Below are 22450 nucleotides of genomic sequence, written 5' to 3'. Positions count from 1 at the left end.
AGGATTCCCCGCATGATCATCGCCCGCCTGTCTGCTGTTTGTCTTGCTGTCGGATTGCTTGCGGGTTGCGCGAGCAAGAATGAGGTGGAGGCCCCGGTTGCTTTGGGCAACTTCAAGCTGGGCCATAATATTGTTGTGGCGGACAATCCGCAAAAGGTGCCGATTTCGCGCAACGCGGACCCAAAGGATTGGGATGACAGCTTGACCGCCGCTTTGGCCGCGCGGCTGGGTCGGTATGACGGTGATAAATTCTTTAATCTGGGCGTGTCGGTGGATGCTTATGCGCTGGCCCCGCCCGGTATTCCGCTGGTGATTTCACCCAAGTCTGCTTTGGTGGTCACGGCGACGATTTGGGATGATGCGGCGGGCAAAAAGATCAACGAAAAAGGCGTTCAATTCACGGTTTTTGAGGGGATTGATGGGGAAACCATGCTGGGGTCGGGGCTGACCCGGACGGGGGCGGAGCAGATGGAACGGTTGAGTTTCAACGCGGCCAAGCGGATTGAGCGCTGGCTGTCGGAAAATCCTGAATGGTTTGGGTTGCCGCCGAAAGCTGCCGTGCAGGCCCGCGCTGCGGAGTGAGGTGCCGCGATTTGAGGGGTGCATCGCGCGCGATGCGGCTGCTAATTCGTTGATTTATATGGATTTGTGAAAATCTGTTTACCAAATTTTAAGGTTTGAATCGCAACGCATCGCGGTTGAAAGGGTGCGATTTCGCGGGGGTGGCGCGCTGCAATGGCGGTGGGCGTGCGGGGTGAAAACCTGCAGTGTTGGGACCAGAATCGCCTTGATCTTCGGCCACGCATCGCCTATTTGCTGACGGGCAGTAGGAGTTTAGCTCAGTTGGTAGAGCATCGGTCTCCAAAACCGAGGGTCGTGGGTTCGAGTCCCCCAACTCCTGCCAGCAATATCCCATTTTTCAGATAGGTTGACATCCGGCGCGCTGGTGTTTGGGGTCTTCGTGGCTGTGCGCGGTCGCCGTTTGCGGGCGCGGGGGGCCGCCGATGGCGCGGGTGATCCAATCGCGGGTTTGGGGGATCAGCGCCTCAAGCTGCGGGAGGTCGTTGATGCACAAGAATTTGATATCCGGGTCGGTGGCGCGTTCCAAAAGCGTTTGGGTTTCATTGGCGGGGCGACCGTTACCCTGACCGCTGGTGATGTGCAGATGGTCGTCTGCCGCGCTGATGACAGCATCGCCCGCGCGCAGGCTGGCGTGGTTGTGCAGCCCTTGCGGTAGGAATTGACTGAGATCGCGGAAGCGGTGGGTGATGTTGTCCAGAAACGTCGCACGGTGGCGCTCGAACAGATCGGCCATGCGCGTGCGCAAGAACGGGTGGACGACATGGGCCGCCGCGAACAAATGATGCGGTGTGTAGCCCGCGATTTGGGCGGCATTGATTTGCATGAAATGGTTGAACAGGGCGGGGTCCGCGCGAGCATCGGGGGTGTGCAACAGCGCGCTGTAATCCACCCATTCGCCGCGCAGCACGGGTGTTTGGCCGTGGAACATATCATGGGGCTGCAAGGGCGCTGTGATGAACACATCATCGTTGAAATACATAAACCGTTCGGCCAGTCCGTCGATGCGCCACAGCATGGTTTCAATCGCCAGCGAGTTGAAGGTGGGCAAATGATCGGTGAAGCCTGCAAAGATATCGGCGTGATGGGCGATGTGGATTTTGGCGCGCAAAGCGGGGGGCAGGGTGGAAAGGTCTGGCGCATCTTCATCCACCACCACCCATATTTTGCGGGTCCAAGGCGCGTGGTTTGCGATGGACTGCAAACAATAGAGAATTTCATCATTGTTCAGCCAGCGGTGCGGGTTGGCTGCGTTTTCGTGAAGTGGGGTGGACGATTGCGCCATGTGGTGCAGACGGTTGGCACGGTGGCGCGGCGTGGTGCCATCGACCCAAGTGATCACGGCGTCGATGGGGTCACGAGGGGTCATGGGCAGGGTCCGGGATTGTCGCGGTTTGGGGGGAAGTAGCGGGGTTTTGCGGTTTTCCAATACGGGCGTCACAATTTAATGTGTTTAGTTTGGATTAAACGAAATATTGACCTGTAGGCGAGGTGGGCTTAGTTGGGAGAATTGTTTGGTGGGGCCGTTCCCGGCGCCGTTTGAAAAAGGTCGCTTTATGATGCGCGTTTGGGGTTTTGTGGGTGTTTTGGCGGCCAGTGTTTTGGTGGCCAGTGGTTTGGGTGGTGGCCGCGTTTGGGCGCAAGACCAAGCCGTGCAGCAAGCCGCATCGGTCACGGTGGCCCAAGTGCAGCGCGTGGAGATGGTGGGGCAGGTGTCAATCTCGGGCACATTGGTCGCGCAAGAAGAAATCCTTGTGTATCCTTTGGTGGCCGGGTCGACGATTGACACGTTGGTTGTGGATATTGGGGACAGCGTGGTGGCGGGGCAGGTTTTGGCCACGTTGAACGCTAGCACTTTGACCGCGCAACTGGCCCAAGCGCGGGCGGAAGTGGCGCAGGCGGATGCCAGCGTGGACCAAGCGCAAAGCCAGATTGCATCGGCCATCGCGGGTAACACTCAAGCCCAGTCGGCGTTGGAACGGGCGACGGCGTTGCGCGCCAATGGGGCCGGCACGCAGGCGACGTTGGACCAAGCCACAGCGAACGGGCAGACAGCGGTGGCGGCAGTGGCATCGGCGCGCGATGGGTTGGCGGTGGCGCAAGCGCGCCGCCAGCAAGCGCAGGCAAGCCTTGATATTTCGGCGCTGAACCTAGACCGGGCCACGTTGCGTGCGCCTGCGGCGGGATTGATTTCCGCACGCAATGGGCAAGTGGGGGCGATTGCATCCTCCAGCGGTGAGCCGATTTTCCGGATGATTCGCGATGGGCGGATTGAGGTGGCGGCAGAGGTGATTGAAACCGCGTTGGGCACGATTTCTGTGGGCGACCCGGTGGATTTGCGGATTGCGGGCAGTGGGGCGGTGCGCGGCACGGTGCGGCTGATTGCGCCAACGGTGGATGCGCGCAACCGTTTGGGGACCATTCGGATTGCGATTGCCGATGATGCGCGGTTGCGCACGGGTGATGAAAGTGCGCGGCTGCGCACGGGGGTGTTTGCCAGTGGCGAGATTACGGTGGAGCGGCGCGAGGCGTTGGCCGTGCCTACGGCTGCGGTGTTGACCGACAGTGCGGGGTCGTTCGTTTTGGTGGTGGTGGACGGGGTTTTGGCGCGGCGGGTGATTGCGCCGGGCTTGATTTGGAACGGGCTGCGTGAGGTGGTGACTGGGCTGGCCGAGGGCGATGTTGTGGTCGCGCGCGCGGGGGCGTTTTTTGGCGATGGTGACAAGATTACGGCGATTTTTGCCGATAAAACCGCCGATAAAGCTCCTGATGCGGCAACTATGGGAGCCATCAAATGAACATGTCCACTTGGGCGATCCGCAAGCCCGTGCCATCGCTGGCGCTGTTTTTGGTGTTGGTGATCGCGGGGTTGGTGGGGTTTATGCGCCTGCCCGTCACGCAATTTCCCAATATTGATATTCCGATCATCAGCATCACGATTGCGCAACCGGGGGCGGCCCCATCGGAAATTGCCAACCAGATTGTTAAGCCCGTGGAAAGTGCGGTTTCCGATGTGACGGGGGTGAACCATGTGTCGGCCACCGCGACGGATGGTTTGGCCAGCATTATCATCGAATTCGACCTTGAGGTGGACAGCGACCGCGCCTTGAATGAGATCAAGGATGCTTTGGCAGGGGTGCGGGGGGATTTGCCCGACAGCATTACGGAGCCGAATGTGCAGCGGGTGGATGTGATTGGCGCGCCGATCCTGACCTATGCCGTGTCGGACCCGACCCAGTCGATTGAGGATTTGTCGTATTTTGTGGATGAGGTTGTGGCGCGCGACCTGACCGGGGCCAGTGGCATTGGCAAGGTGACGCGGATTGGCGGCGGCGACCAAGCGATTGAGGTGGAGTTGAACCCGGACCGATTGTTGGCGCTGGGCCTGACGGCGAGCGATGTGAACGGGCAGTTGCGGCAGAACAATATCGATCTTGGGGGCGGGTCGGGGGATTTGGCGGGGCAGGAGTTTTCCATCCGCGCGCTGGGCAGTGCGCCGACTATTGCGGATTTGGCGGCGACGCGGATTAGCCTGTCGGGGGGCGGTTCGGTGCGGCTGGATGATCTGGGCACGGTGCGGGATGGGGCGCAGGATGCGGCATCGTTTGCGATGTACAACGGGCAGCCTGTGGTGGCGTTTGGGGTGTTTCGCGCCACGGGGGCCAGTGATTTGACGGCGGGCGACAACGCAAAGGGGCGGATTGCGGCGCTGTCGTCGTCTTATCCCAATGCCGAATTTGCGCTGATTGACGATGCGACGCGCTATACCGAAAGCACTTATCACGCGGCGATGGAGACGTTGTTCGAAGGGGCGGCGCTGGCGATTATCGTGGTGTTTTTGTTCCTGAAAAACTGGCGGGCCACATTGATTACAGCGGTGGCCTTGCCGCTGTCGATTATCCCCACGTTCATTGTGATGAACTATCTGGGGTTTTCGCTGAACACGGTTAGCCTTTTGGGGATCACCTTGGTGACCGGGATTTTGGTCGATGATGCGATTGTGGAGATTGAGAATATCGTGCGCCACGTCCATATGGGCAAACCCGCCTATGAAGCGTCGGAGGAGGCATCAACCGAGATTGGCACCACGGTGATTGCGATCAGTTTCACCATTGTCGCGGTGTTTGCGCCTGTCAGTTTCATGTCGGGGATTGCGGGGCAATATTTCAAGCAATTTGGCCTGACGGTGGCCGTGGCTGTGCTGTTTTCGTTGTTGGTGGCGCGGTTGATCACGCCGATGATGGCTGCCTATTTCCTGCGCGATGGCACAGCGGCGGAGGAGGAGAAAGACGGCGCGTTGATGCGCGGGTATTTGCGGATTTTGGGGTGGACGCTGCGCAACCGCTTTGTCACTTTGATGCTGGGCGTGGTGATTTTTGTGGTGTCGATCTTCTCGGCCACGTTGCTGCCGACCGAATTTATCCCAGCGTCCGATACCGGGCGGGCCAGCGTTTCGGTGGAATTGCCGCCGGGGTCGTTGATGGAGCAGACGCGCGGCGTGGCGCGGGATGTGACGCAGATTATTCGCACCATACCTGAGGTGCAGACGGTGTTTGTGGACGGGTCCGATACCAAAGCCACCGTGCGCATCGGGTTTGGCCCGAAAACCGAACGGGAGCGATCATCGTTTGAAATCAGCGATCAATTGGGTGTTTTGCTGGCAGGGGTGCCCGATGTGCGGCTGTTTGTTTTGTCCGAGGATGGCAAGCGCGATTTGACGATTTCGGTGCTGGGCGATGATGTGGCGCGCACGGCGGCGGCGGCGCAAACGCTGGCCGAGCAGATGAACGGGTTGCCGCAGGTGGAGGGCGCATCGAGCCAAGCGTCGCTGGTGCGGCCCGAAATTCAGATCACACCGCGGCCCGAACTGGCGGCGCAGATGGGGGTTACATCGGCCGCGTTGGCATCGACCACTCGGATTGCGACGATTGGCGACACCGGGGGCAATGTGGCGAAGTTTAACACAGGCGAACGGCAAATCCCGATTATCGTGCGGCTGGAACAAGACGTGCGCGAGGATTTGTTGCGTATGGCGGGCATCCGTATTCCCAGCAGCACGGGCGCGCCCGTGCCGTTGAGTGTGGTGGCGGATGTGGCGCTGTCCACGGGGCCGACCGCGATTGACCGCTATGACCGCCAATACCGCACCACCGTAGAGGCGGATGTGGCGAAAGGGTATTTCTTGGGGCAAGCGGCAGAGGCGGTGAACGGTTTGCCGATTGCGCTGGCGATGCCCGAAGGCACGGCGGTGCAGGCCGGGGGCGACGCCGAGGTGATGGGCGAGATTTTTGCGCAATTCGGGTTGGCGATGGGGGCCGGGATTTTGCTGGTTTACGTTGTGTTGGTGCTGTTGTTTGCCAGTTTCATGACGCCTGTGACCATTTTGATGTCGCTGCCTTTGGCGATTGGGGGGGCGATTTTTGCGCTGTATATTTACGGGTCGGGGATTGGGTTGTCGGTGGTGATCGGGTTCTTGATGCTGATGGGGATTGTCACGAAAAACGCGATCATGCTGGTGGAATTCGCGTTGGAGGAGATGAAAACCGGCACGCCAAAAGCGGCGGCGATGCTGGAGGCCGGGCACAAGCGCGCGCGGCCCATCATTATGACCACCATTGCGATGACGGCGGGCATGGTGCCAAGCGCGCTGGCCGTGGCTGAAGGCGGCGAGTTTCGTGCGCCGATGGCCGTGGCTGTGATTGGGGGTTTGTTGCTGTCCACCGTGTTGTCGCTGCTGTTTGTTCCATCGCTGTTTAGCGTGGTTGAGGGCGGGCGGACGCGGGCGCGCCGCGCGATGGTCGGTGTTTTGGGGGCCAACCAGCCCCGCGAAACATAAGGGGGCCGCAGTGACAAAACCGATGGAGCAGACCCGTTGTGATTTTATCGAAAAGATCGGGTTGATCGCGCAAAATGATGGGTTGCCGCGCAGTGCGGGGCGGCTGTTGGGGCTGTTGGTGTGGGATGGGACGGCGGTGGCCTTTGCTGATTTGGCGGAGCAATTGCAGGTCAGCCGGGGCAGCATTAGCACCGCCAGCCGGATTTTAGAGGCGCGGCGGTTGATAAAGCGGGTGGCCAAACCGGGGCAGCGGCAGGATTATTTCCAGCTGGCCGATGACCCCTATGCGAATATGTTGCAATCTGTGGCGGTGGGATTGGACGTGGCGCGGGCGGAAATTGACGCCACGCTGGGCGATATTCCCGAAGGTGAGGCGGCGATTAAAGGGCGGGTGGCCGCCTATGCCGCGTTTTACACGCAACTGTCGGGCGCGATTGCGACGATTGTGGATGACCGCGCTTAGGCCGTTTTGAACGGGTCGTTGGGGTATTGCACGCCCTTTAAATACAGCCCTTGGGGGGGGCAGACCGGGCCACAGGCGGCGCGGTTTTGGGCGTGCAGGGCGGTGGCGACCTGTGCGGGGGCCCATGCGCCCGCGCCGACCCGTTCCAGCGTGCCGACGATAGAGCGGACTTGGTTGTGCAGGAACGACCGCGCGCGCAAGGCAAATCGGTATTCGGTGCCGTTGGGGTATGCGTGCTGGGTGATGGTGATTTCGTCCAGCGTTTTGACCGGCGATGCCGATTGGCACAAGGCGGAGCGGAAGGTGGTAAAGTCGTGCAGCCCGATCAGATGGGCGGCACCCGCCTGCATCGCGGCCAAGTCTAGGGCGTGCGACACTTGCCAGACCAGCCCGCGATCATGCGTGGCAGGCGCGCGGCGGGTGACAAGGCGGAACAGGTAGCGGCGTTCGCGGGCGGAAAATCGGGCGTGAAAATCATCCGCCACGCGGGCGCAGGCGGTGATGGACACGGGGTGCGGGCGCAGGTGGGCGTTTATGGCACCCGACAGGCGGAACGGGTCCCAGTTTTTGGTCAGATCGGCGTGGGCGACTTGGCCCGTGGCGTGGACGCCCGCATCGGTGCGGCCAGCGGCGGCGATGGTGTGTTGTTTGGGTTCCAGCCGCGCGAGGGCCTGTTCAACCGCGCCTTGGACCGATAGCAGCCCGCCCGATTGGCGTTGCCAGCCGCAAAACGGGCCACCGTCATATTCGATGTGCAGGGCATAGCGGGGCATGGGATTTGGTTAGCGCGAAGGGTTTGCGCTGACAAGGGGGCCCGTGTCTTTCCCCCTTTGATCTGGGAGGGAAGGTGCCTATCTTGAGGGGGAACGGGTAGGGGCTGCATGTGCTGGGTGGATTGACAGGCGGGATTGGCCGCAGGGTGGATGCGGCAGTGGCGGGCGTGTCGGAGGCGCTGTTTGAACCGGTGATCCGGCTGGGCGTCACGGGACTGTCGCGGGCGGGCAAAACGGTGTTCATCACCAGTTTGGTGGCCAATTTGTTGGACCGGGGGCGGATGCCGCAGTTCAGTGCGGCGGGGCGGATTGAAGCGGCGTTTTTGCAGCCGCAGCCCGATGACACCCTGCCAAGGTTTGATTATGAGGCGCATTTGGGGGCGTTAACCGGGGCCACCCCGCATTGGCCGGCCAGCACCCGCGCGATATCGGAGCTGCGGCTGTCGTTGCGGGTGCAGCCGTCGGGGTTTTTGGGTGGGTTGATCGGGGGTTTGACCGGGCCGCGCACGGTGCATCTGGATATTATCGACTATCCCGGCGAATGGTTGTTGGATTTGTCTTTGTTGGGCAAGACTTACGCCGAATGGTCGGAGCTGACGTTGGAGCGGATTGCGCACCGCACCCAAGCCGCCGAATTTATGGCGATTGCGCGGGCCGAGGATGGCGGGTTGCGGTTGGAGGAGCCGCGTGCGCAAGTGCTGGCGGTGGCGTTTACGGCGTATTTGCAGGCGGCGCGGGGGGCGGGATGGTCTGATTGCACGCCGGGGCGGTTTTTGTTGCCGGGCGATTTGGCGGGCAGTCCGGTGTTGACCTTTGCGCCGTTGCCAAAGCCCGGCAGCGTGCCGCGTGGCAGCCTGTACCGCGAAATGGACCGGCGGTTTGCGGCGTATAAATCCTTGGTGATAAAGCCGTTTTTCCGCGATCATTTTGCGCGGATTGACCGGCAGGTGGTGTTGATGGATGTGCTGGGTGCCATTCACGCAGGCCCGATGGCGCTGGAGGATATGCGCCGCACCATGGCGGAAATTTTGGGCGCGTTTCGGCCGGGGCAGAATGGTTTTATCAGCTCCATCCTTATGGGGCGGCGGGTGGATAAGATCTTGTTCGCGGCGACCAAGGCGGACCATTTGCACCATTCGCAGCACCCAAAACTGACCGCGATCACGCAAGCATTGCTGCGTGAGGCGCGCGATCGGGCGGCGTTTGCGGGGGCCGAAACGCAAGCGATGTCGCTGGCGGCCCTGCGCGCCACGGTGGAGGAGGTGCGCGAGCATGGCGGCGAAACCTTGGACGTGGTGCGGGGCACGTTGTTGGACACGGGCAAGCAGGCGGCGATGTTTGCGGGGTTGCTGCCGGATGACCCGAACCATCTGATCGGGCCTGCGCGCAAGGGCGAGGCGGCGTGGTTGGACAGCGATTATACAGTGATGAATTTTGCGCCTGCGCGGCTGACACTGCGCCCGGGGGACGGGCCGCCGCATATCCGGCTGGACCGGGCGGCGGAGTTTTTGCTGGCGGACCGGTTGGGATAAGGGGCGGATGTGATGGCAAAACCTGTGGTGATTGATCTGGACGATGCGCCGTTGGTGACGGTTTCGGATGCGGCCCCTGTGCCGGATTTGGGGATGCCGGAAGGGCGGGGGGTACAGGCTGCGGCGGGAATTGTGACGGGCCAGCGGTCGGCGCTGGGGCGGTTTGCGGTTTGGGCGCTGGGGGCGCTGGCTGGGTTCATGATCTCGGTCGCGGTGTATGATTTTGTGACGGGATTGTTGGCGCGCAATTCGGTGCTGGGCTGGGTGGCGTTTGCGCTGGCGGGGTTGGCGATTTTGGCGCTGTTGGGATTGGCGCTGCGCGAGGCGGCGGGGTTTTACCGCCTTGGTCGGTTGGACCATTTGCGCGTGGAGGTGGACGGCGCGCGCGGCGATTTGAAGGCGGCGGGGCGGGCGGTGGACAAGTTGGCAGCGCTGTACAAAGGGCGGGCGGAGTTGCGCTGGGGCAGCCAGCGGTTGGCCGAACGGCGGGCCGAGGTGTTGGACGCGGATGGGTTGCTGGATTTGGCCGAAGTGGAGTTGCTGACGCCGTTGGACGTGGCCGCGCGGGTGGAGATTGAAGCGGCGGCGCGGCGGGTGGCGACGGTGACCGCACTGGTGCCGCTGGCGCTGGCGGATGTGGCGGTGGCGCTGTTTGCCAATTTGGCGATGATCCGCAAAATCGCCGTGATCTATGGCGGGCGGTCGGGGATGTTGGGCAGTTGGCGGCTGCTGCGGCGGGTGTTTTCGCATTTGCTGGCCACCGGCGCGCTGGCGCTGGGCGATGATCTGATTGGGTCGGTCGCGGGGGGCGGCGTGTTGAGCAAGCTGTCGCGGCGGTTTGGGGAAGGGGTGGTGAACGGTGCGTTGACCGCGCGGGTTGGGGTGGCTGCGATGGAATTGTGCCGCCCGATGCCCTTTGTGGCCTTGCCCCGGCCCAAGGTTTCCAACGTGATGCGCCGGGCCTTGACCGGGGTTTTCGATGGGTTTGGCGCGGGTAAGGACGGCTGAGGGCGGTTAGGTATTTAAGCCAAGATGAATTTGGGGCGCAGGTTCGCCTGCCAAGGGCGGGATCAGCGTGCCTGCAACGATGCGCGACAGAACACGCGGCATTGGCCATGTCAGCGAGGCGGGGGCGAGGATGTGATCGCGCAGCGCGGGCAGGATGCGGCTGTTTGATTGGTATTGTGGGGTGAAAACCGCGCTGAGGGTTTGGTAAAGGCGGACGTGCCAGCGGCGGGTTTGCGCGTAGCGGGGCAGCGCATCATCCAGCGGGTTTTGGTGCAGCGCGCGGGCGAGGGCGAGCGCATCAAACAGCGCCATATTGGCCCCTTGGCCGAGTTGTGGGCTGGCACGGTGGGCCGCGTCACCGATGAAGGCCAATGCGGGCGCGTAGGGGCGTTTTAGGGTGCCGTGGGTGTAGGTGGCCGTGGTCATTTGATCGGTGTGAGTGAGGGTTTCCAGAAAAGGCGTGAGGGCGGGCCAATGGGTGGTGGCCTGTGCTTTCCAATCCTCCAGCGCGGTTTGGGGCCAATGGGCGAGGGTTTCGCGCGGCATGGACCAAAAGATCGCGGCGTGGGGGCCGTGGCGGTTTGGGACCCGCCCCAAAGGCAGCACGCCCGCCATGCGCGATGCGCGGTGATACGCTTGGGTGAGTTGGTTTTGCGGCAAATCAGTGGTTTCGGGCCAAGGCACGGTGCCCCAGATCGCGCCATAAGGCAGTGCGTGCGCCTTGAGTGGGGAGAGGGTGGAGCCTGCGCCCGTGGCATCAATCACCAGATCATAAGGGCCGTGGGTGGTGCCGTTGGTCATGTGCAGGTGGCGTTGATTGCCGTGCAGGGGGGCGGATTGGACGGACATGGCGGGGGTTATTGTGACCCCGTGCGCCAAGGTGGCATTGAGCAGCGCCGCGTGCAGGGTGGCGCGGTGGATGGCGGTGCCTTGGCGGGGGATGCGGCCTGCGGGGTCGTAGCGGACATCGAGGATGCGGCGCGCCCCGTCATGGCCCAGCATCCGCGCGATGGTTTGGCCGTTGGCGCGCACGCTGTCCCCTGCGCCGCACAGATCGAGGACATGCAGCCCCATCGGCTGAATCATCAGCCCCGAACCGATGGGGCGGGGGGCGGCGAATTGATCGAAAAGGTCGATTTGGTGACCATTGGTGGCAAGAAGGCAGGCCGCGGCCAGCCCGCCGATCCCTGCGCCTGCGATTGCAATCCTCATCCTTTGCGCCTTTTGTGCCGCCGCCGCTTTTATCTTTGGCTTGCGTTGCATGGCTGGACCGCAGCGTAAACCCCGCGTATAACGCCGCCTATGCGACAGATAAACGCGAAAACCCATCGAATTAGCGGCCCGGCGGCCTGACGCTGTTCAGACGCCGGGATGTTTTTGTGCGCGCCGATGTGGCGTGCCGGTTTTCGCCTGTCCCCCCTTATTTTGATATCAAGGATGCCGCCCATGTGCGCTGATACGCCCGCGACTGCCCCCGACTATAAAGACAGTGTTTTTCTGCCGGAAACGGAATTTCCAATGCGGGCGGGGCTGCCTGCGCGCGAGCCGGAATGGTTGGCGCATTGGGAGAGTATTGGGGTTTATGACCGGTTGCGCGAAAAGCAGGGTCGCAAGCCGTTCACGCTGCATGATGGCCCCCCCTATGCCAACGGGCATTTGCACATTGGTCACGCGCTGAACAAAACCATCAAGGATATGATTGTGCGCAGCCATCAGATGATGGGGTTTGATGCGCGCTATGTGCCCGGATGGGATTGCCACGGTCTGCCGATTGAATGGAAGATTGAGGAGCAATACCGCCAAAAGGGGTTGGACAAGGACGCCGTGGATGTGGTGGATTTCCGGCAGGAATGTCGGAAATTTGCGGAAGGCTGGGTGGATATTCAGCGCGAGGAGTTCAAGCGGCTGGGCATCACCGGCAATTGGGCCGACCCTTATTTGACGATGGATTACCACGCCGAAGCGGTGATCGCGGGCGAGTTCATGCGATTTTTGACGAACGGCAGTTTGTATCAGGGATCCAAGCCCGTGATGTGGTCGCCGGTGGAGAAAACCGCGTTGGCCGAGGCCGAGGTGGAGTATCACGACCATACGAGCCACACGATTTGGGTGCGGTTCCCTGTGGTGAACGTTAAAGAGGACTCCATGCTTCGTGCTATGGAAGTTCAGAAAGTTGATGACGAACCTATTGTTGGCAAGCAAAACGCCGTACGTTGGGACGACGTTGATATGGCCAAGCTGCGAGAAAAGTGGCTGGGTGTTAAAGTTGTGATCTGGACCACAACTCCGTGGACAATCCCGCAGAATCGAGCCGTTTGCTTTGGGCCCAATATTTCCTATGGCCTCTATGAGGTCACAGGCGCATCAGAGAACTCGCAAGCTGTCGTTGGTGAAAAGATCATTCTCGCTGATGCGCTGGCGGCACAAGTGTTTGCTTCTGCCAAGCTTGAAGATGGAATGACTCGGCGCATTGAGGATGTATATCCAGACTATCTTAGGGGACTAGTCCTATCCCACCCCTTCCGCAGTGTCGAAGACGGCGCAGGCGAATGGGATTTTGACGTGCCGATGTTGCCCGGCGACCATGTGACCGATGATGCGGGCACGGGGTTTGTGCATACGGCGCCCAGCCACGGCGATGACGACTATCAGATTGGCCTGAAGTTTGGGTTGCCGATGACCTATAATGTGGAGGCGGATGGCAGTTACCGCGCCGATTTGCCTTTGTTTGGGGGGCAAGCGATTTTGACGCCCGAAGGCAAGGAAGGCCCGGCCAATGTGTCGGTGATCAAGCAATTGGCCTATACGGGTGGGTTGCTGGCCAAGGGGAAAGTGAAGCACAGCTATCCCCATTCTTGGCGGTCCAAAGCGCCGGTGATTTATCGCAACACGCCGCAATGGTTTGTGGCGATTGACAAAAAGCTGGACGATGGCATGGGCGAGATGGGCGATACCATTCGCAGTCGCGCGTTGAATTCCATCGACAAGCTGGTGAAATGGACGCCGCAAACCGGGCGCAACCGGTTGTATTCCATGATTGAGGCGCGGCCCGATTGGGTGTTGTCGCGCCAGCGTGCGTGGGGGGTTCCGCTGACGTGTTTTATCAAACGCGGGGCGAAGCCGACGGATGCCGATTTCTTGTTGCGTGATGCGGCTGTGAACGCGCGGGTGATTGCTGCGTTTGAGGCAGATGGGGCCGATGTTTGGTATGTAGCCGGGTTCAAAGAGAAAGTTCTGGCCGGGTTGTATGACGCCGATGCCTATGACCAGATTTTTGACGTGTTGGATGTGTGGTTTGACAGCGGGTCCACCCATGCGTTTGTGCTGCGCGACCGGGCGGATGGCACGGCGGACGGTATTGCGGATGTGTATATGGAAGGGACCGACCAGCATCGTGGCTGGTTCCATTCGTCGCTGTTGCAGGCTTGCGGCACCTTGGGGCGTGCGCCGTATCGCAACGTGGTGACGCATGGGTTTACGCTGGACGAAAAGGGCATGAAGATGTCCAAATCCATCGGCAACACGGTGGTGCCCGAGGCGATCATCAAGGAATATGGCGCGGATATTTTGCGGCTGTGGGTGGCGCAGGCCGATTACACCGTGGACCAGCGGATTGGCAAAGAGATCCTGAAAGGGACGGCTGACAGCTATCGCCGCTTGCGCAACACGATGCGGTTTATGCTGGGGAACCTGTCGGGGTTCACCGATGCGGAGCGGGTCGATGTGCGCGATATGCCGGAGCTGGAGCAATGGGTGCTGCACCGTTTGGCGGAGTTGGACCTTGAGGTGCGCAAAGGATATGCCGCCTATGATTTCCAAGGGGTGTTCCAAAAGCTGTTCACCTTTGCGACCACGGACCTGTCGGCGGTGTTTTTCGATGTGCGCAAGGATGCGCTGTATTGCGATGCGGTGGGCAGTTTGCGCCGCCGGGCCGCGCGCACGGTGTTGGATTTGCTGTTCCACCGTTTGACCACTTGGTTGGCCCCGATTTTGGTGTTCACGATGGAGGATGTGTGGTTGTCGCGTTTTCCGGGCGCGGAAAGTTCGGTGCATTTACAGGATTTCCCTGAGACGCCTGAGGGTTGGTTGAACGCAGATTTGGCGGCGAAATGGGTGGGTATTCGGGCGGCGCGCCGCGCGACCATCGCGGCGTTGGAGGTGCAGCGCACGGCCAAAGTGATTGGCGCAAGCCTTGAAGCGGCCCCGGTGGTGCATGTTGAGGATGCGGCACTGCTGGCCGCGCTGAAATCGGTGCCGTTTGCGGAGTTGACCATCACATCATCGCTGCAACTGACCCATGACGCGGCCCCGGCGGAGGCGTTTCGGCTGATGGATGTTCCCGGTGTGGCCGTGGTGTTTGAACTGGCACCGGGGGAAAAATGCGTGCGCTGCTGGCAGATTTTACCGGATGTGGGGCTGCACACGCACCCCTGCACTTGCGCGCGCTGCAACGCGGCGTTGGGGGGTTAACGCTCCACCGCGCCCTTGCCCGCAAGGATGGGGCGCGGTATTTAGCGATGCGGGCAAGCTGGGTTTCCAGCTTTTTGGTGGTCGCAAGGGCGAGGACGTAGCTGCCTGCCGACCGGGGGTGAGGGCTGCAAAGGCGATACTTAGGTCGGGGTCTGCGTCCAGCGCGTCGATAAGCACTTGCGGCAGATCCAGCACGCGGGGGGTGGTTGTGGGTGTGATGCCTGCCTTTGCATAGCGCATCGCCTCGGTCAGATAGGCGGTGATATGGGGGGCCATTGCTGCGACGGCGGACACATCGGTAAAGCGCAAGATGTTGGCGTGTTGGCTGTTTGGCTCGGCTTTTTCCAATATCCCGGCGGGGTCCGAAAGCAAGCTGGCATCCATAAACGTCAGCCGGTAATCAGCGACAAACGCACCGATCACTGTGATGTTGCGCCCGGCGTGGGTGTAACCGGGGTGGCCCCATTTCAGCGCCTCCTCCAACCCCGCGGACAGACAGATGGCGCGCAGCGCCGCATTACCCGGCCGCCAGCGCAGGGCGGAGCAGGCGAGCGTATCAAACCGGGCGCAGCGCCTACAACCTTTGGTGAAATAGCTGTCGATGTCGGTGATCATTGCCCTGTTTCGTATGGCACGCGGGGTTTCGTTTTCGCGTTGCATCGTCTATCTTAACGCGGCGCATCCGTTCCAGAAAGCACCCCATGCCCCAAGCCGTTTTCCATTCGCCATACGGCCCGTTTGCCGTGGTGGAGGAGGACGGCCTGATCATTAAACTGGATTGGGCGGCGCGCAGGTCCGACCCCACACCGCTGCTGCGCGAAGCGTGCCGACAGTTGGGCGAATATTTTGATGGGCTGCGGCAAGTGTTTGATGTGCCGCTGGATTTCGGTGTTGGGTTTCAAGGCGCGGTGCGGCGGGCGATGTTTGCCATACCTTTTGGCGAAACGCGGACCTATGGCGATTTGGCACGGGCATTGGGGCGGCCTGCGCAGGCGGTGGGGCAAGCGTGCGGGGCCAATCCGATCCCGATTTTTATTCCCTGCCACCGGGTTTTGGGGGCCAGTGGATTAGGTGGGTTTTCGGCGCCGGGTGGGGTGGAAACCAAGATCCTGCTGTTGAAGTTGGAAGGTGCGGGCGGGCTGTTGATTTAGCGGCTGGGGTTTGGCGCCCAGACTTAGCGGCGGGCGGGCTTAGCGGCGGGCAGGGATGATTTGCTGCGCGATGCCTGCGAAACACAAATAAAGCGAGGTCACGATCAACCCCCAATGCGCCCAGCTGTTGGCATAAAAATCCACCCATGTGGCCCAGCCGGCGAAAAACGTCCACGCCAGCGCCATGGGCAGGGAAACCCAGTTCCAGCGTTCGGTGCGGGTGGGGTGGATGAATTTTAGGTTGGTGAACATCGCCACGGTCAGCGCGATGACAAAAGCAAGGATGGTCCAGTATCCGGGCTGCAAGGCGAACATCACCAACACAAACATGTTCCAGCAGGCGGGGAAGCCTGCGAATGAATTATCCTTTGTTTTTATGCGGGTATCGACGAAATAGAGCGCGGATCCGTAGGTGATTACGATGATGATGATCCAGCCTGTCCAATCGGGCAGCAGGCCGGATTTGAACAGCGCAAAGGCGGGGATAAAGACGTAAGTGAGGTAGTCGATGATCAGGTCCAGCGTTTCGCCATCATAGGTGGGAAAGTTGGTTTTCACGTCATATTTGCGGGCCAGCGGGCCGTCGATACCGTCAACGACCAAGGCCACAACCAGCCACCAAAACATCAAGCTCCAGTTTTCATCGACGGCGGCAAGCATGGCGAGCATGGCCAGCACGGCACCTATTGCGGTGAACAGATGCACCAAAAGGGCTTTGATTTTCAATGTCATAGCGGGTTTTGGTTCCGTGTTTTCGGTGCTTTTGCGCGCGGATGCGCATTGGTTTTGAATATCATGTGCGCGGATGCGCACGGGCATATACTTCCATCAGGCGGGCAGTATCAACCGCTGTATAGGCTTGCGTGGTGGAAAGCGAGGCGTGGCCCAGCAGCTCTTGGATGGTGCGCAGATCGCCGCCAGCGGTCAAAAGATGGGTGGCGAACGAATGGCGCAGGGCGTGGGGGGTGGCGGTGGCGGGCAGGCCAAGGCGGGCGCGGACCCGTTCCATCGACGCCGAAATCAGGCGCGGGTTCAGGGGGCCGCCGCGTGTGCCCCTGAACAAGGGCGCGGTGGGGGTGATGGTGTGGGGGCAGAGGTGGGCATAGGCGGCCACGGCATCGCGGGCCTGCGGCAGCACGGGGACCAGCCGTTCTTTGCCGCCTTTGCCCGTGATGCGCAAAACGTCGGGCAGGGGGTGGGCGGCGCCGGTTAACCCCAACGCCTCGGATATCCGCAAGCCGCAACCATAAAGCAGCGTGACCACGGCGGTGTCGCGGGCGGCGACCCAACCCTCGCGGGCGTCATCGCCGACGGTGGCCAGCACCTCTAACGCGGCATCCTCGGCCAAGGGGCGGGGCAGTTTGCGGCGGAATTTTGGGGCGCGGGTGGACAGGGCTGCGGTGGCGTCCAACCCTTCGCGATCAGCGACCCAAGCGGTGAACCCTTTGACCGCCGACAGCGCGCGGGCCAGTGACCGCGCGCCAACGCCGCGCCCGCGTTCATGCGCCATCCATGCGCGCATATCGGTTTGGGGCAGGGTGACGATGCCCGCCAACCCTTCGGTGCCGCCACGGTGGCCTGCCAGAAAGGCCAGAAATGCTGTGATGTCGGTGGTATAGGCCTTTATCGTGTTGTCTGCCGCCCCATCGAGTGCCCGCAAATGCGCCAGCCAGTCGGCCAGTGCGGTGCGCGCGGCGGGCGAGATGGCGAGGGTCACGACAGCCAGCGGCGCATGGTGCGTTCAAACACGCCCGCGAAAAAGGCTAGCAAATCGGTGCCTTGGGTGGGTTTGAACTGGTGCGGATCCTCGGCCCCCAGCACCAACATGCCGGGCAAACGGCCCTTGCCAAAGTCCAAGCGGAGCAGCGCCTCGGACCGGATCCAGCCTGCGCGGTCACCGTAAAGGGCATCGGAGGCGGGCACCACTTGGCGCAATGTGACGGGGCGCAGGGACACGTTGCGGCCACCTGCGATATAATCTGCGATAAAGCCGGGTTCTGCGACATACAAAACCTCGCCCAATTTGCGCAGGGCGGGGTCATCGGTGTTTTGCACCGATTCCAGCACCAGCCGTGCGCAATCGACGCGCAGGGTTTGCATAACTTGGCCCGACAGGCTTTTCAAAAAATCCTCAAACGTCAGGGGGTCAAGCATTTGCAGGATGGCGCGGTGGACCTGATTGGTGCCCGCAAGGTTTTCATAGGCGGCGGCGATGACGGAGCGGTGCGTATCCTCTAACCTGTCCAGCCGGGTTTCCAAGCGTTCCATCGCAATGCCGCGCAGATCAACGATGTTGGAGCCCATGGCGCGTTCATTGGCCGAAACCAGCGCGCGCATCACATCTTGATCTTCTAATAGCGTTTCTGGCGCCGCGATGATGCGGTCGCGCATGTCCTGTTCAATCATCTGCCTGCCTTGTTGTTTTGCTGCCTTGTAACAGGGGCGCGCCAGAAAATCGCGGGGTTTTTGCGATTTGGAGCAGGATTGGACGCGATTGGGGCAAATCTGCCATGCAAAAGGCCGGGGATTTCGCCCCGGCCTGCGTGGTTTCTATAGGTTTAGAGGATTTTCTGGCCGGTTTTGGCCCAGTCTTTCATGAACTGGTCCAGCCCCTTGTCGGTCAGCACATGGCCTGCCAGCGCTTTGATCACGCTTGGCGGCGCGGTCATCACATCGGCCCCGATCAGGGCGCATTGGGTGACGTGGTTGGCCGTGCGGATGGAGGCGGCAAGGATTTGGGTTTCAAACCCGTAGTTGTCATAGATGGTGCGGATGTCTGCGATCAGGTCCAGCCCATCAAGGTTGATGTCGTCAAGGCGACCGATGAAGGGGCTGATAAAGGTGGCACCCGCTTTGGCGGCCAGCAGCGCTTGGTTGGCGGAAAAACAAAGGGTCACGTTCACCATATGCCCTTCGCCCGACAGGACTTTGCAGGTTTTCAACCCGTCCCAAGTGAGCGGCACTTTGACGGCGATATTGGGGGCGATTTCGGCCAATTTACGGCCTTCGGCGATCATCTCGTCCGCGGTCAGCGCGACCACTTCGGCCGACACGGGGCCGGATACGATGCCACAGATCTCCTTGGTGACTTCAATAATGTCGCGGCCTGATTTCAAGATCAGGGACGGGTTGGTGGTGACGCCGTCCACCATGCCAAGGTCATTAAGTTCGCGGATCGCATCCACATCGGCGGTATCGACAAAGAATTTCATGGCGGGTGTCCTTTGGGTGTTACAGCAGGGGTTGCGGGTGTAGTAGCGCAAACAAGGGGCCGATGAAAGGGCAAGGGGTGGGAGAGGTGTGGCAAGCGGGTGAGGTGATCGGGGTGGCCGTGACCGAAAGTTTCGGGCGCAGCCTTGGCCCCGTGCTGGATTACCGCGCGCCCGAAGGCGGCTGCGCGTTGGGCGATTTTGTGGAGGTGCCGCTGGGCCCGCGCAAGATTTTGGGCGTGGTGTGGGGTGTGGGGGTGGGCGGGATTGATCCGGCCAAGCTGCGGGCCGTTGGCCGGGTTTTGGATGTGCCACCGATGCGCGACGAGATGCGCAGTTTTTTGACCCGCGCTGCCGATTATACGCTGACGCCGCTGTCTGCGATGCTGCGGCTGGCGACGCGCGCACCGGGGCTGGACAGCCCGCCATCGACGCGGCGGGTTTACAGGCTGGGTGCGGGCGACCCGGCGCGGGCCACCGAGGCGCGCACGAAGGTGTTGGAGGTGCTCCGCGACTATGGCGGGTTGTCGTTCACGCTGGCGGAATTGGCGGCGCAGGCGGGGGTGACGACATCGGTGATCAAAGGTTTGGTCACATCCGGCGTGGTGTTGGAGGAGGACGCGCCGCGCGATGTGCCCTATCCCCGGCTGGACCCGGACGCGGTGGTGGTGCGGCTGGCGGGCGACCAGATTGGCGCGGGCGATGCGTTGGTGGCAAGCGTGGCGCTGGGTGGGTTTTCGGCGACATTGTTGAAGGGTGTCACTGGGTCGGGTAAAACGGAAGTTTATTTGGAGGCGGTGGCGGAGTGTTTGCGCGCGGGGCGCCAGGCACTGGTTTTGTTGCCGGAAATTGCCCTGACATCAGAGTTTTTGACGCGAGTGGAGGCGCGGTTTGGCGCCCGCCCGGCGGAATGGCATTCCGGCGTGACCATGACGGAACGGCGGCGGCTGTGGCGGATGGCGGCGAATGGGGGGGCGCAGTTTGTGGCGGGGGCGCGGTCGGCGCTGTTTTTGCCGTTTCAGGATTTGGGCCTGATCGTGGTCGATGAGGAGCATGACAGTTCCTATAAGCAAGAGGAGGGCGTGATTTACAACGCCCGCGATATGGCGGTGCTGCGCGCGGCGATTTGTGGGTCGGCGATTGTTCTGGCATCGGCCACGCCATCGTTGGAGTCTTGGGTGAACGCGGCCACGGGCAAATACGGGCGGTTGGATTTGGGCGCGCGATTTGGGGTGGCGGAAATGCCCGACATGCGCGCGATTGATATGCGGGCGGAAAAGCTGCCCTCCACCCGCTGGATTTCGCCGACGTTGGAACGGGAGGTGGCCAAGCGCGTGGCGGCGGGTGAGCAGTCATTGATCTTTTTGAACCGGCGGGGGTACGCGCCGGTGACGCTGTGCCGGGCCTGCGGCGAGCAGGTGGGCTGCACGGATTGTGACGCGCGGATGGTGGAGCATCGGTTTTTGAACCGGCTGATGTGCCATCAATGCGGGGCGACGCGGGCGATGCCGGAGGTGTGCCCATCGTGCCAAGTTGCCGGGAAAATGGCACCCGTGGGGCCGGGCGTGGAGCGGTTGGCGGAGGAGGTGGTGGCGCTGTTTCCCGATGCGCGGGTGGCGGTGCTGTCATCGGATTTGTTCGGGTCGGCAAGGGCGTTGAAGGAGCAGATCGAGGCGATAGCGGCAGGGGCGGCGGATATTATCATTGGCACGCAGATTGTGGCCAAGGGGCATAATTTTCCGTTGTTGACGCTTGTGGGCGTGATTGATGCCGATCTGGGCCTGACGGGGTCGGATTTGCGCGCGGCGGAGCGGACGTTTCAATTGATGCGGCAGGTGGCGGGTCGGGCGGGGCGGGCGGACAAGCCCGGCGTGGCGATGATGCAGACCTTTCAGCCCGAACACCCGGTGATTAGGGCGATTTTGGGCGGGGATGAGGAGGCGTTTTGGCAGGCGGAGGCGGAGGAGCGCCGCGTGGCCGGGGTGCCGCCGTATGGGCGCATGGCGGGGATTATTTTGTCGGGGCCAGAGGTGGGGCCTGTGTTTGAATTGGGCGCGGAGTTGGCGCGGCGCGATGGGCCGCTGCGGGCGATTGGGGCGCAAGTGTTTGGGCCAGCCCCCGCCCCGATTGCGCGGGTTCGCGGGCGGCATCGGGTGCGGTTGCTGGTGAAGGCGGATAAAGGCGTGGCCTTGCAGGCGGCGATTTCGGCCTGGGTTGCGCAGGTGCGGTTGCCGAATAATGTGCGGCTGGCGGTGGATATTGACCCGCAGAGTTTCTTGTGAGTTTGGTGCGATTTGGGGGGTGGTTCGCGCGCGATGCGGCGGGTAAGGAGTTGGGATTGTTGGGTTTTGAGTTTTTTGTTAAGGAAATTTTAAGGGGTTGGATTGCGGTTTTTGCGGGAGTGGGGGGAGTCGGGGTGAACCCCGACCTACGTTATTCTGACACTTCCGGGGCGGTGAAGGCGACGGGGCCGAGGTTGGTGTTGAGCAGCAAGTCGCGGTGTTTGAGTTGACCATCGGCGATGTAGAGTTTGCGCAGGAGGTAGGTTTTGGTGTCATCGCCCGTGTTTAGGGCCATGGCGGGGCCATCATCGGTTGGGACGATGGTCACGGCGGGGTCGTGCTGCGCGATGCTTTCGATCACCTCGCGCACCTCGTATGGGTCGGTGATGCGCTGGACTTGGAAGTAGCAATACCCCTCAAACGATCCCATGCCGATGATCGCGATGCCGCCCGCAACAAGGGTGGCGGGGGCCATGAGGACCGCGCCGACGCTGCTGGCCAGCCCGCCTGCGCCGGAGATAAGGCCAGCGGTTTCGGCGGCCCCCAGCATTTTAACGCCAGTGCCCGCGTGGGCCAATGTGTAGTAGCCAAGGGACGCGGCCCCCGCCCCGGTGAGGCCGTTGCCCCCCGTGAGCGCCGCCGTGGTTTTGGCGGCGAGGCGGGAGAAGGTATAATCACACGGGGCGGCGTGGGCGGGTGTGGTGAAGGCGAGGGTTGCGAGGAGGAGGGCGCGCATTTTGGGCCTTTGGGTGGGGTGTTTTGGTGTGGGATAGGGGGTTGGGGTGCGGGGGGCAAATGAAATGTTTGTGGGTTTTTGGGGGGTGGGGGAGTCGGGGTGAACCCCGACCTACGGGTGGGGGGGTGATGTTCAGTGACTGTTAGTTCTGCGAGAGCGAAGCAAGGGCCAGTTTTGGTGCCTCTCGCTTCGGTCTCGAAAAACAAGTATTCTGCAATTATTTGCAACCAAAGGCGTGGTAATCCCCCCCGAAAGTAAGGGGCTGCGGAAGTAGAATTTTCTCGGCAAGATAAACGAGGAGATTCAGATGAAGATGACAAGATACAGCGAACCGCAGATCCTTGCGATCCTGCGCCAAGCCGAAGGCGGTGTGCCCCCTCTCGGTGAATGCTACGCATTCGCCTGCCGGGC

18 protein-coding genes and 1 tRNA gene are annotated in these 22450 nt (G+C 61.6%); 10 read left to right on the top strand and 9 right to left on the bottom strand.

Going from position 1 to position 22450, the window contains the following annotated elements:
* Positions 1 to 12: 12 nt before the first annotated feature.
* Positions 13 to 582 carry a hypothetical protein gene (locus tag BMY36_RS11800; RefSeq protein WP_231579718.1) on the top strand — a complete coding sequence of 190 codons (570 nt, stop codon included), beginning with the start codon at positions 13 to 15 and terminating at the stop codon, positions 580 to 582.
* Between the two features lie 246 nt (positions 583 to 828).
* Positions 829 to 904, top strand: a tRNA-Trp gene (locus BMY36_RS11795).
* Positions 905 to 919: 15 nt separating this feature from the next.
* On the opposite strand, the gene BMY36_RS11790 is transcribed toward BMY36_RS11795, so the two are convergent.
* Positions 920 to 1948 (bottom strand): stealth family protein, encoded by a 1029-nt coding sequence (locus tag BMY36_RS11790; protein ID WP_074818754.1) that lies wholly within the window; start codon positions 1946 to 1948, stop codon positions 920 to 922.
* Between the two features lie 190 nt (positions 1949 to 2138).
* Between BMY36_RS11790 and BMY36_RS11785 the strand changes: the two genes are divergently transcribed.
* The 3 genes from BMY36_RS11785 to BMY36_RS11775 are packed head-to-tail and all read left to right on the top strand — an operon-like array spanning position 2139 to position 6878.
* Complete coding sequence (locus BMY36_RS11785; RefSeq protein ID WP_217646622.1) at positions 2139 to 3377, top strand: efflux RND transporter periplasmic adaptor subunit; 1239 nt, start codon at positions 2139 to 2141, stop codon at positions 3375 to 3377.
* Positions 3374 to 6415, top strand: a complete 3042-nt coding sequence (locus BMY36_RS11780) for an efflux RND transporter permease subunit (RefSeq protein WP_050519775.1) — start codon at positions 3374 to 3376, stop codon at positions 6413 to 6415. Before BMY36_RS11785 ends, BMY36_RS11780 begins: the two co-directional genes overlap by 4 nt.
* 10 nt (positions 6416 to 6425) lie before the next feature.
* On the top strand, positions 6426 to 6878 hold the full coding sequence (locus tag BMY36_RS11775; RefSeq protein ID WP_139194027.1) for a GbsR/MarR family transcriptional regulator: 453 nt from the start codon (positions 6426 to 6428) through the stop codon (positions 6876 to 6878).
* Here BMY36_RS11775 and truA read toward each other — a convergent pair.
* Positions 6875 to 7651: a tRNA pseudouridine(38-40) synthase TruA gene (truA, locus tag BMY36_RS11770; protein ID WP_050519773.1), complete on the bottom strand. Its 777-nt coding sequence runs from the start codon at positions 7649 to 7651 to the stop codon at positions 6875 to 6877. The genes BMY36_RS11775 and truA overlap by 4 nt on opposite strands.
* Before the next feature lie 110 nt (positions 7652 to 7761).
* On the opposite strand from truA, the gene BMY36_RS11765 reads away from it, so the two are divergent.
* Positions 7762 to 9183 (top strand): YcjX family GTP-binding protein, encoded by a 1422-nt coding sequence (locus BMY36_RS11765; RefSeq protein WP_050519772.1) that lies wholly within the window; start codon positions 7762 to 7764, stop codon positions 9181 to 9183.
* A gap of 12 nt (positions 9184 to 9195) precedes the next feature.
* The gene (locus BMY36_RS11760; RefSeq protein ID WP_050519771.1) at positions 9196 to 10191 is read left to right on the top strand and encodes a YcjF family protein; all 996 of its coding nucleotides are present in this window, start codon (positions 9196 to 9198) and stop codon (positions 10189 to 10191) included.
* Between the two features lie 6 nt (positions 10192 to 10197).
* On the opposite strand, the gene BMY36_RS11755 is transcribed toward BMY36_RS11760, so the two are convergent.
* On the bottom strand, positions 10198 to 11403 hold the full coding sequence (locus BMY36_RS11755) for an FAD-dependent oxidoreductase (protein ID WP_050519770.1): 1206 nt from the start codon (positions 11401 to 11403) through the stop codon (positions 10198 to 10200).
* Positions 11404 to 11637: 234 nt separating this feature from the next.
* Between BMY36_RS11755 and ileS the strand changes: the two genes are divergently transcribed.
* The gene (gene ileS, locus BMY36_RS11750; RefSeq protein WP_050519769.1) at positions 11638 to 14661 is read left to right on the top strand and encodes an isoleucine--tRNA ligase; all 3024 of its coding nucleotides are present in this window, start codon (positions 11638 to 11640) and stop codon (positions 14659 to 14661) included.
* Here the strand turns inward: ileS and BMY36_RS11745 are convergent.
* A complete protein-coding gene (locus tag BMY36_RS11745) occupies positions 14593 to 15321 on the bottom strand; it encodes a DUF1801 domain-containing protein (RefSeq protein WP_336469878.1) in 729 nt (242 codons plus the stop codon). The genes ileS and BMY36_RS11745 overlap by 69 nt on opposite strands.
* 41 nt (positions 15322 to 15362) lie before the next feature.
* Between BMY36_RS11745 and BMY36_RS11740 the strand changes: the two genes are divergently transcribed.
* Positions 15363 to 15812 carry a methylated-DNA--[protein]-cysteine S-methyltransferase gene (locus tag BMY36_RS11740; protein ID WP_050519768.1) on the top strand — a complete coding sequence of 150 codons (450 nt, stop codon included), beginning with the start codon at positions 15363 to 15365 and terminating at the stop codon, positions 15810 to 15812.
* A gap of 39 nt (positions 15813 to 15851) precedes the next feature.
* On the opposite strand, the gene BMY36_RS11735 is transcribed toward BMY36_RS11740, so the two are convergent.
* The 4 genes from BMY36_RS11735 to fsa form a co-directional block, all read right to left on the bottom strand.
* Positions 15852 to 16544: a CDP-alcohol phosphatidyltransferase family protein gene (locus tag BMY36_RS11735; RefSeq protein ID WP_050519808.1), complete on the bottom strand. Its 693-nt coding sequence runs from the start codon at positions 16542 to 16544 to the stop codon at positions 15852 to 15854.
* A 61-nt stretch (positions 16545 to 16605) separates the two neighbouring features.
* Positions 16606 to 17529, bottom strand: coding sequence for a tyrosine recombinase XerC (locus tag BMY36_RS11730; RefSeq protein ID WP_050519767.1), 924 nt, complete (start codon positions 17527 to 17529; stop codon positions 16606 to 16608).
* Complete coding sequence (locus tag BMY36_RS11725; RefSeq protein ID WP_050519766.1) at positions 17526 to 18218, bottom strand: DUF484 family protein; 693 nt, start codon at positions 18216 to 18218, stop codon at positions 17526 to 17528. The genes BMY36_RS11730 and BMY36_RS11725 overlap by 4 nt, the downstream gene beginning before the upstream one ends.
* Before the next feature lie 152 nt (positions 18219 to 18370).
* Positions 18371 to 19024 carry a fructose-6-phosphate aldolase gene (gene fsa, locus BMY36_RS11720; protein ID WP_050519765.1) on the bottom strand — a complete coding sequence of 218 codons (654 nt, stop codon included), beginning with the start codon at positions 19022 to 19024 and terminating at the stop codon, positions 18371 to 18373.
* A gap of 62 nt (positions 19025 to 19086) precedes the next feature.
* On the opposite strand from fsa, the gene BMY36_RS11715 reads away from it, so the two are divergent.
* The gene (locus tag BMY36_RS11715) at positions 19087 to 21303 is read left to right on the top strand and encodes a primosomal protein N' (protein ID WP_050519764.1); all 2217 of its coding nucleotides are present in this window, start codon (positions 19087 to 19089) and stop codon (positions 21301 to 21303) included.
* Between the two features lie 151 nt (positions 21304 to 21454).
* On the opposite strand, the gene BMY36_RS11710 is transcribed toward BMY36_RS11715, so the two are convergent.
* A complete protein-coding gene (locus BMY36_RS11710) occupies positions 21455 to 22039 on the bottom strand; it encodes a hypothetical protein (RefSeq protein ID WP_050519763.1) in 585 nt (194 codons plus the stop codon).
* Positions 22040 to 22450: the final 411 nt, after the last annotated feature.

It is taken from the genome of Pseudorhodobacter antarcticus (genome assembly GCF_900110135.1).
In the GTDB taxonomy this organism is placed as follows: Bacteria; Pseudomonadota; Alphaproteobacteria; order Rhodobacterales; family Rhodobacteraceae; genus Pseudorhodobacter; species Pseudorhodobacter antarcticus.
This window is presented reverse-complemented; position numbering and strand designations above follow the sequence as displayed.

Coding starts and splice junctions, on each gene's coding strand:
- BMY36_RS11800 (WP_231579718.1), top strand. CDS start 13: ATGATCATCGCCCGCCTGTCTGCTGTTTGTCTTGCTGTCGGATTGCTT.
- BMY36_RS11790 (WP_074818754.1), bottom strand. CDS start 1,948: ATGACCCCTCGTGACCCCATCGACGCCGTGATCACTTGGGTCGATGGC.
- BMY36_RS11785 (WP_217646622.1), top strand. CDS start 2,139: ATGCGCGTTTGGGGTTTTGTGGGTGTTTTGGCGGCCAGTGTTTTGGTG.
- BMY36_RS11780 (WP_050519775.1), top strand. CDS start 3,374: ATGAACATGTCCACTTGGGCGATCCGCAAGCCCGTGCCATCGCTGGCG.
- truA (WP_050519773.1), bottom strand. CDS start 7,651: ATGCCCCGCTATGCCCTGCACATCGAATATGACGGTGGCCCGTTTTGC.
- BMY36_RS11760 (WP_050519771.1), top strand. CDS start 9,196: ATGGCAAAACCTGTGGTGATTGATCTGGACGATGCGCCGTTGGTGACG.
- BMY36_RS11755 (WP_050519770.1), bottom strand. CDS start 11,403: ATGAGGATTGCAATCGCAGGCGCAGGGATCGGCGGGCTGGCCGCGGCC.
- ileS (WP_050519769.1), top strand. CDS start 11,638: ATGTGCGCTGATACGCCCGCGACTGCCCCCGACTATAAAGACAGTGTT.
- BMY36_RS11745 (WP_336469878.1), bottom strand. CDS start 15,321: ATGCAACGCGAAAACGAAACCCCGCGTGCCATACGAAACAGGGCAATG.
- BMY36_RS11740 (WP_050519768.1), top strand. CDS start 15,363: ATGCCCCAAGCCGTTTTCCATTCGCCATACGGCCCGTTTGCCGTGGTG.
- BMY36_RS11735 (WP_050519808.1), bottom strand. CDS start 16,544: ATGACATTGAAAATCAAAGCCCTTTTGGTGCATCTGTTCACCGCAATA.
- BMY36_RS11725 (WP_050519766.1), bottom strand. CDS start 18,218: ATGATTGAACAGGACATGCGCGACCGCATCATCGCGGCGCCAGAAACG.
- fsa (WP_050519765.1), bottom strand. CDS start 19,024: ATGAAATTCTTTGTCGATACCGCCGATGTGGATGCGATCCGCGAACTT.
- BMY36_RS11715 (WP_050519764.1), top strand. CDS start 19,087: ATGAAAGGGCAAGGGGTGGGAGAGGTGTGGCAAGCGGGTGAGGTGATC.
- BMY36_RS11710 (WP_050519763.1), bottom strand. CDS start 22,039: ATGCGCGCCCTCCTCCTCGCAACCCTCGCCTTCACCACACCCGCCCAC.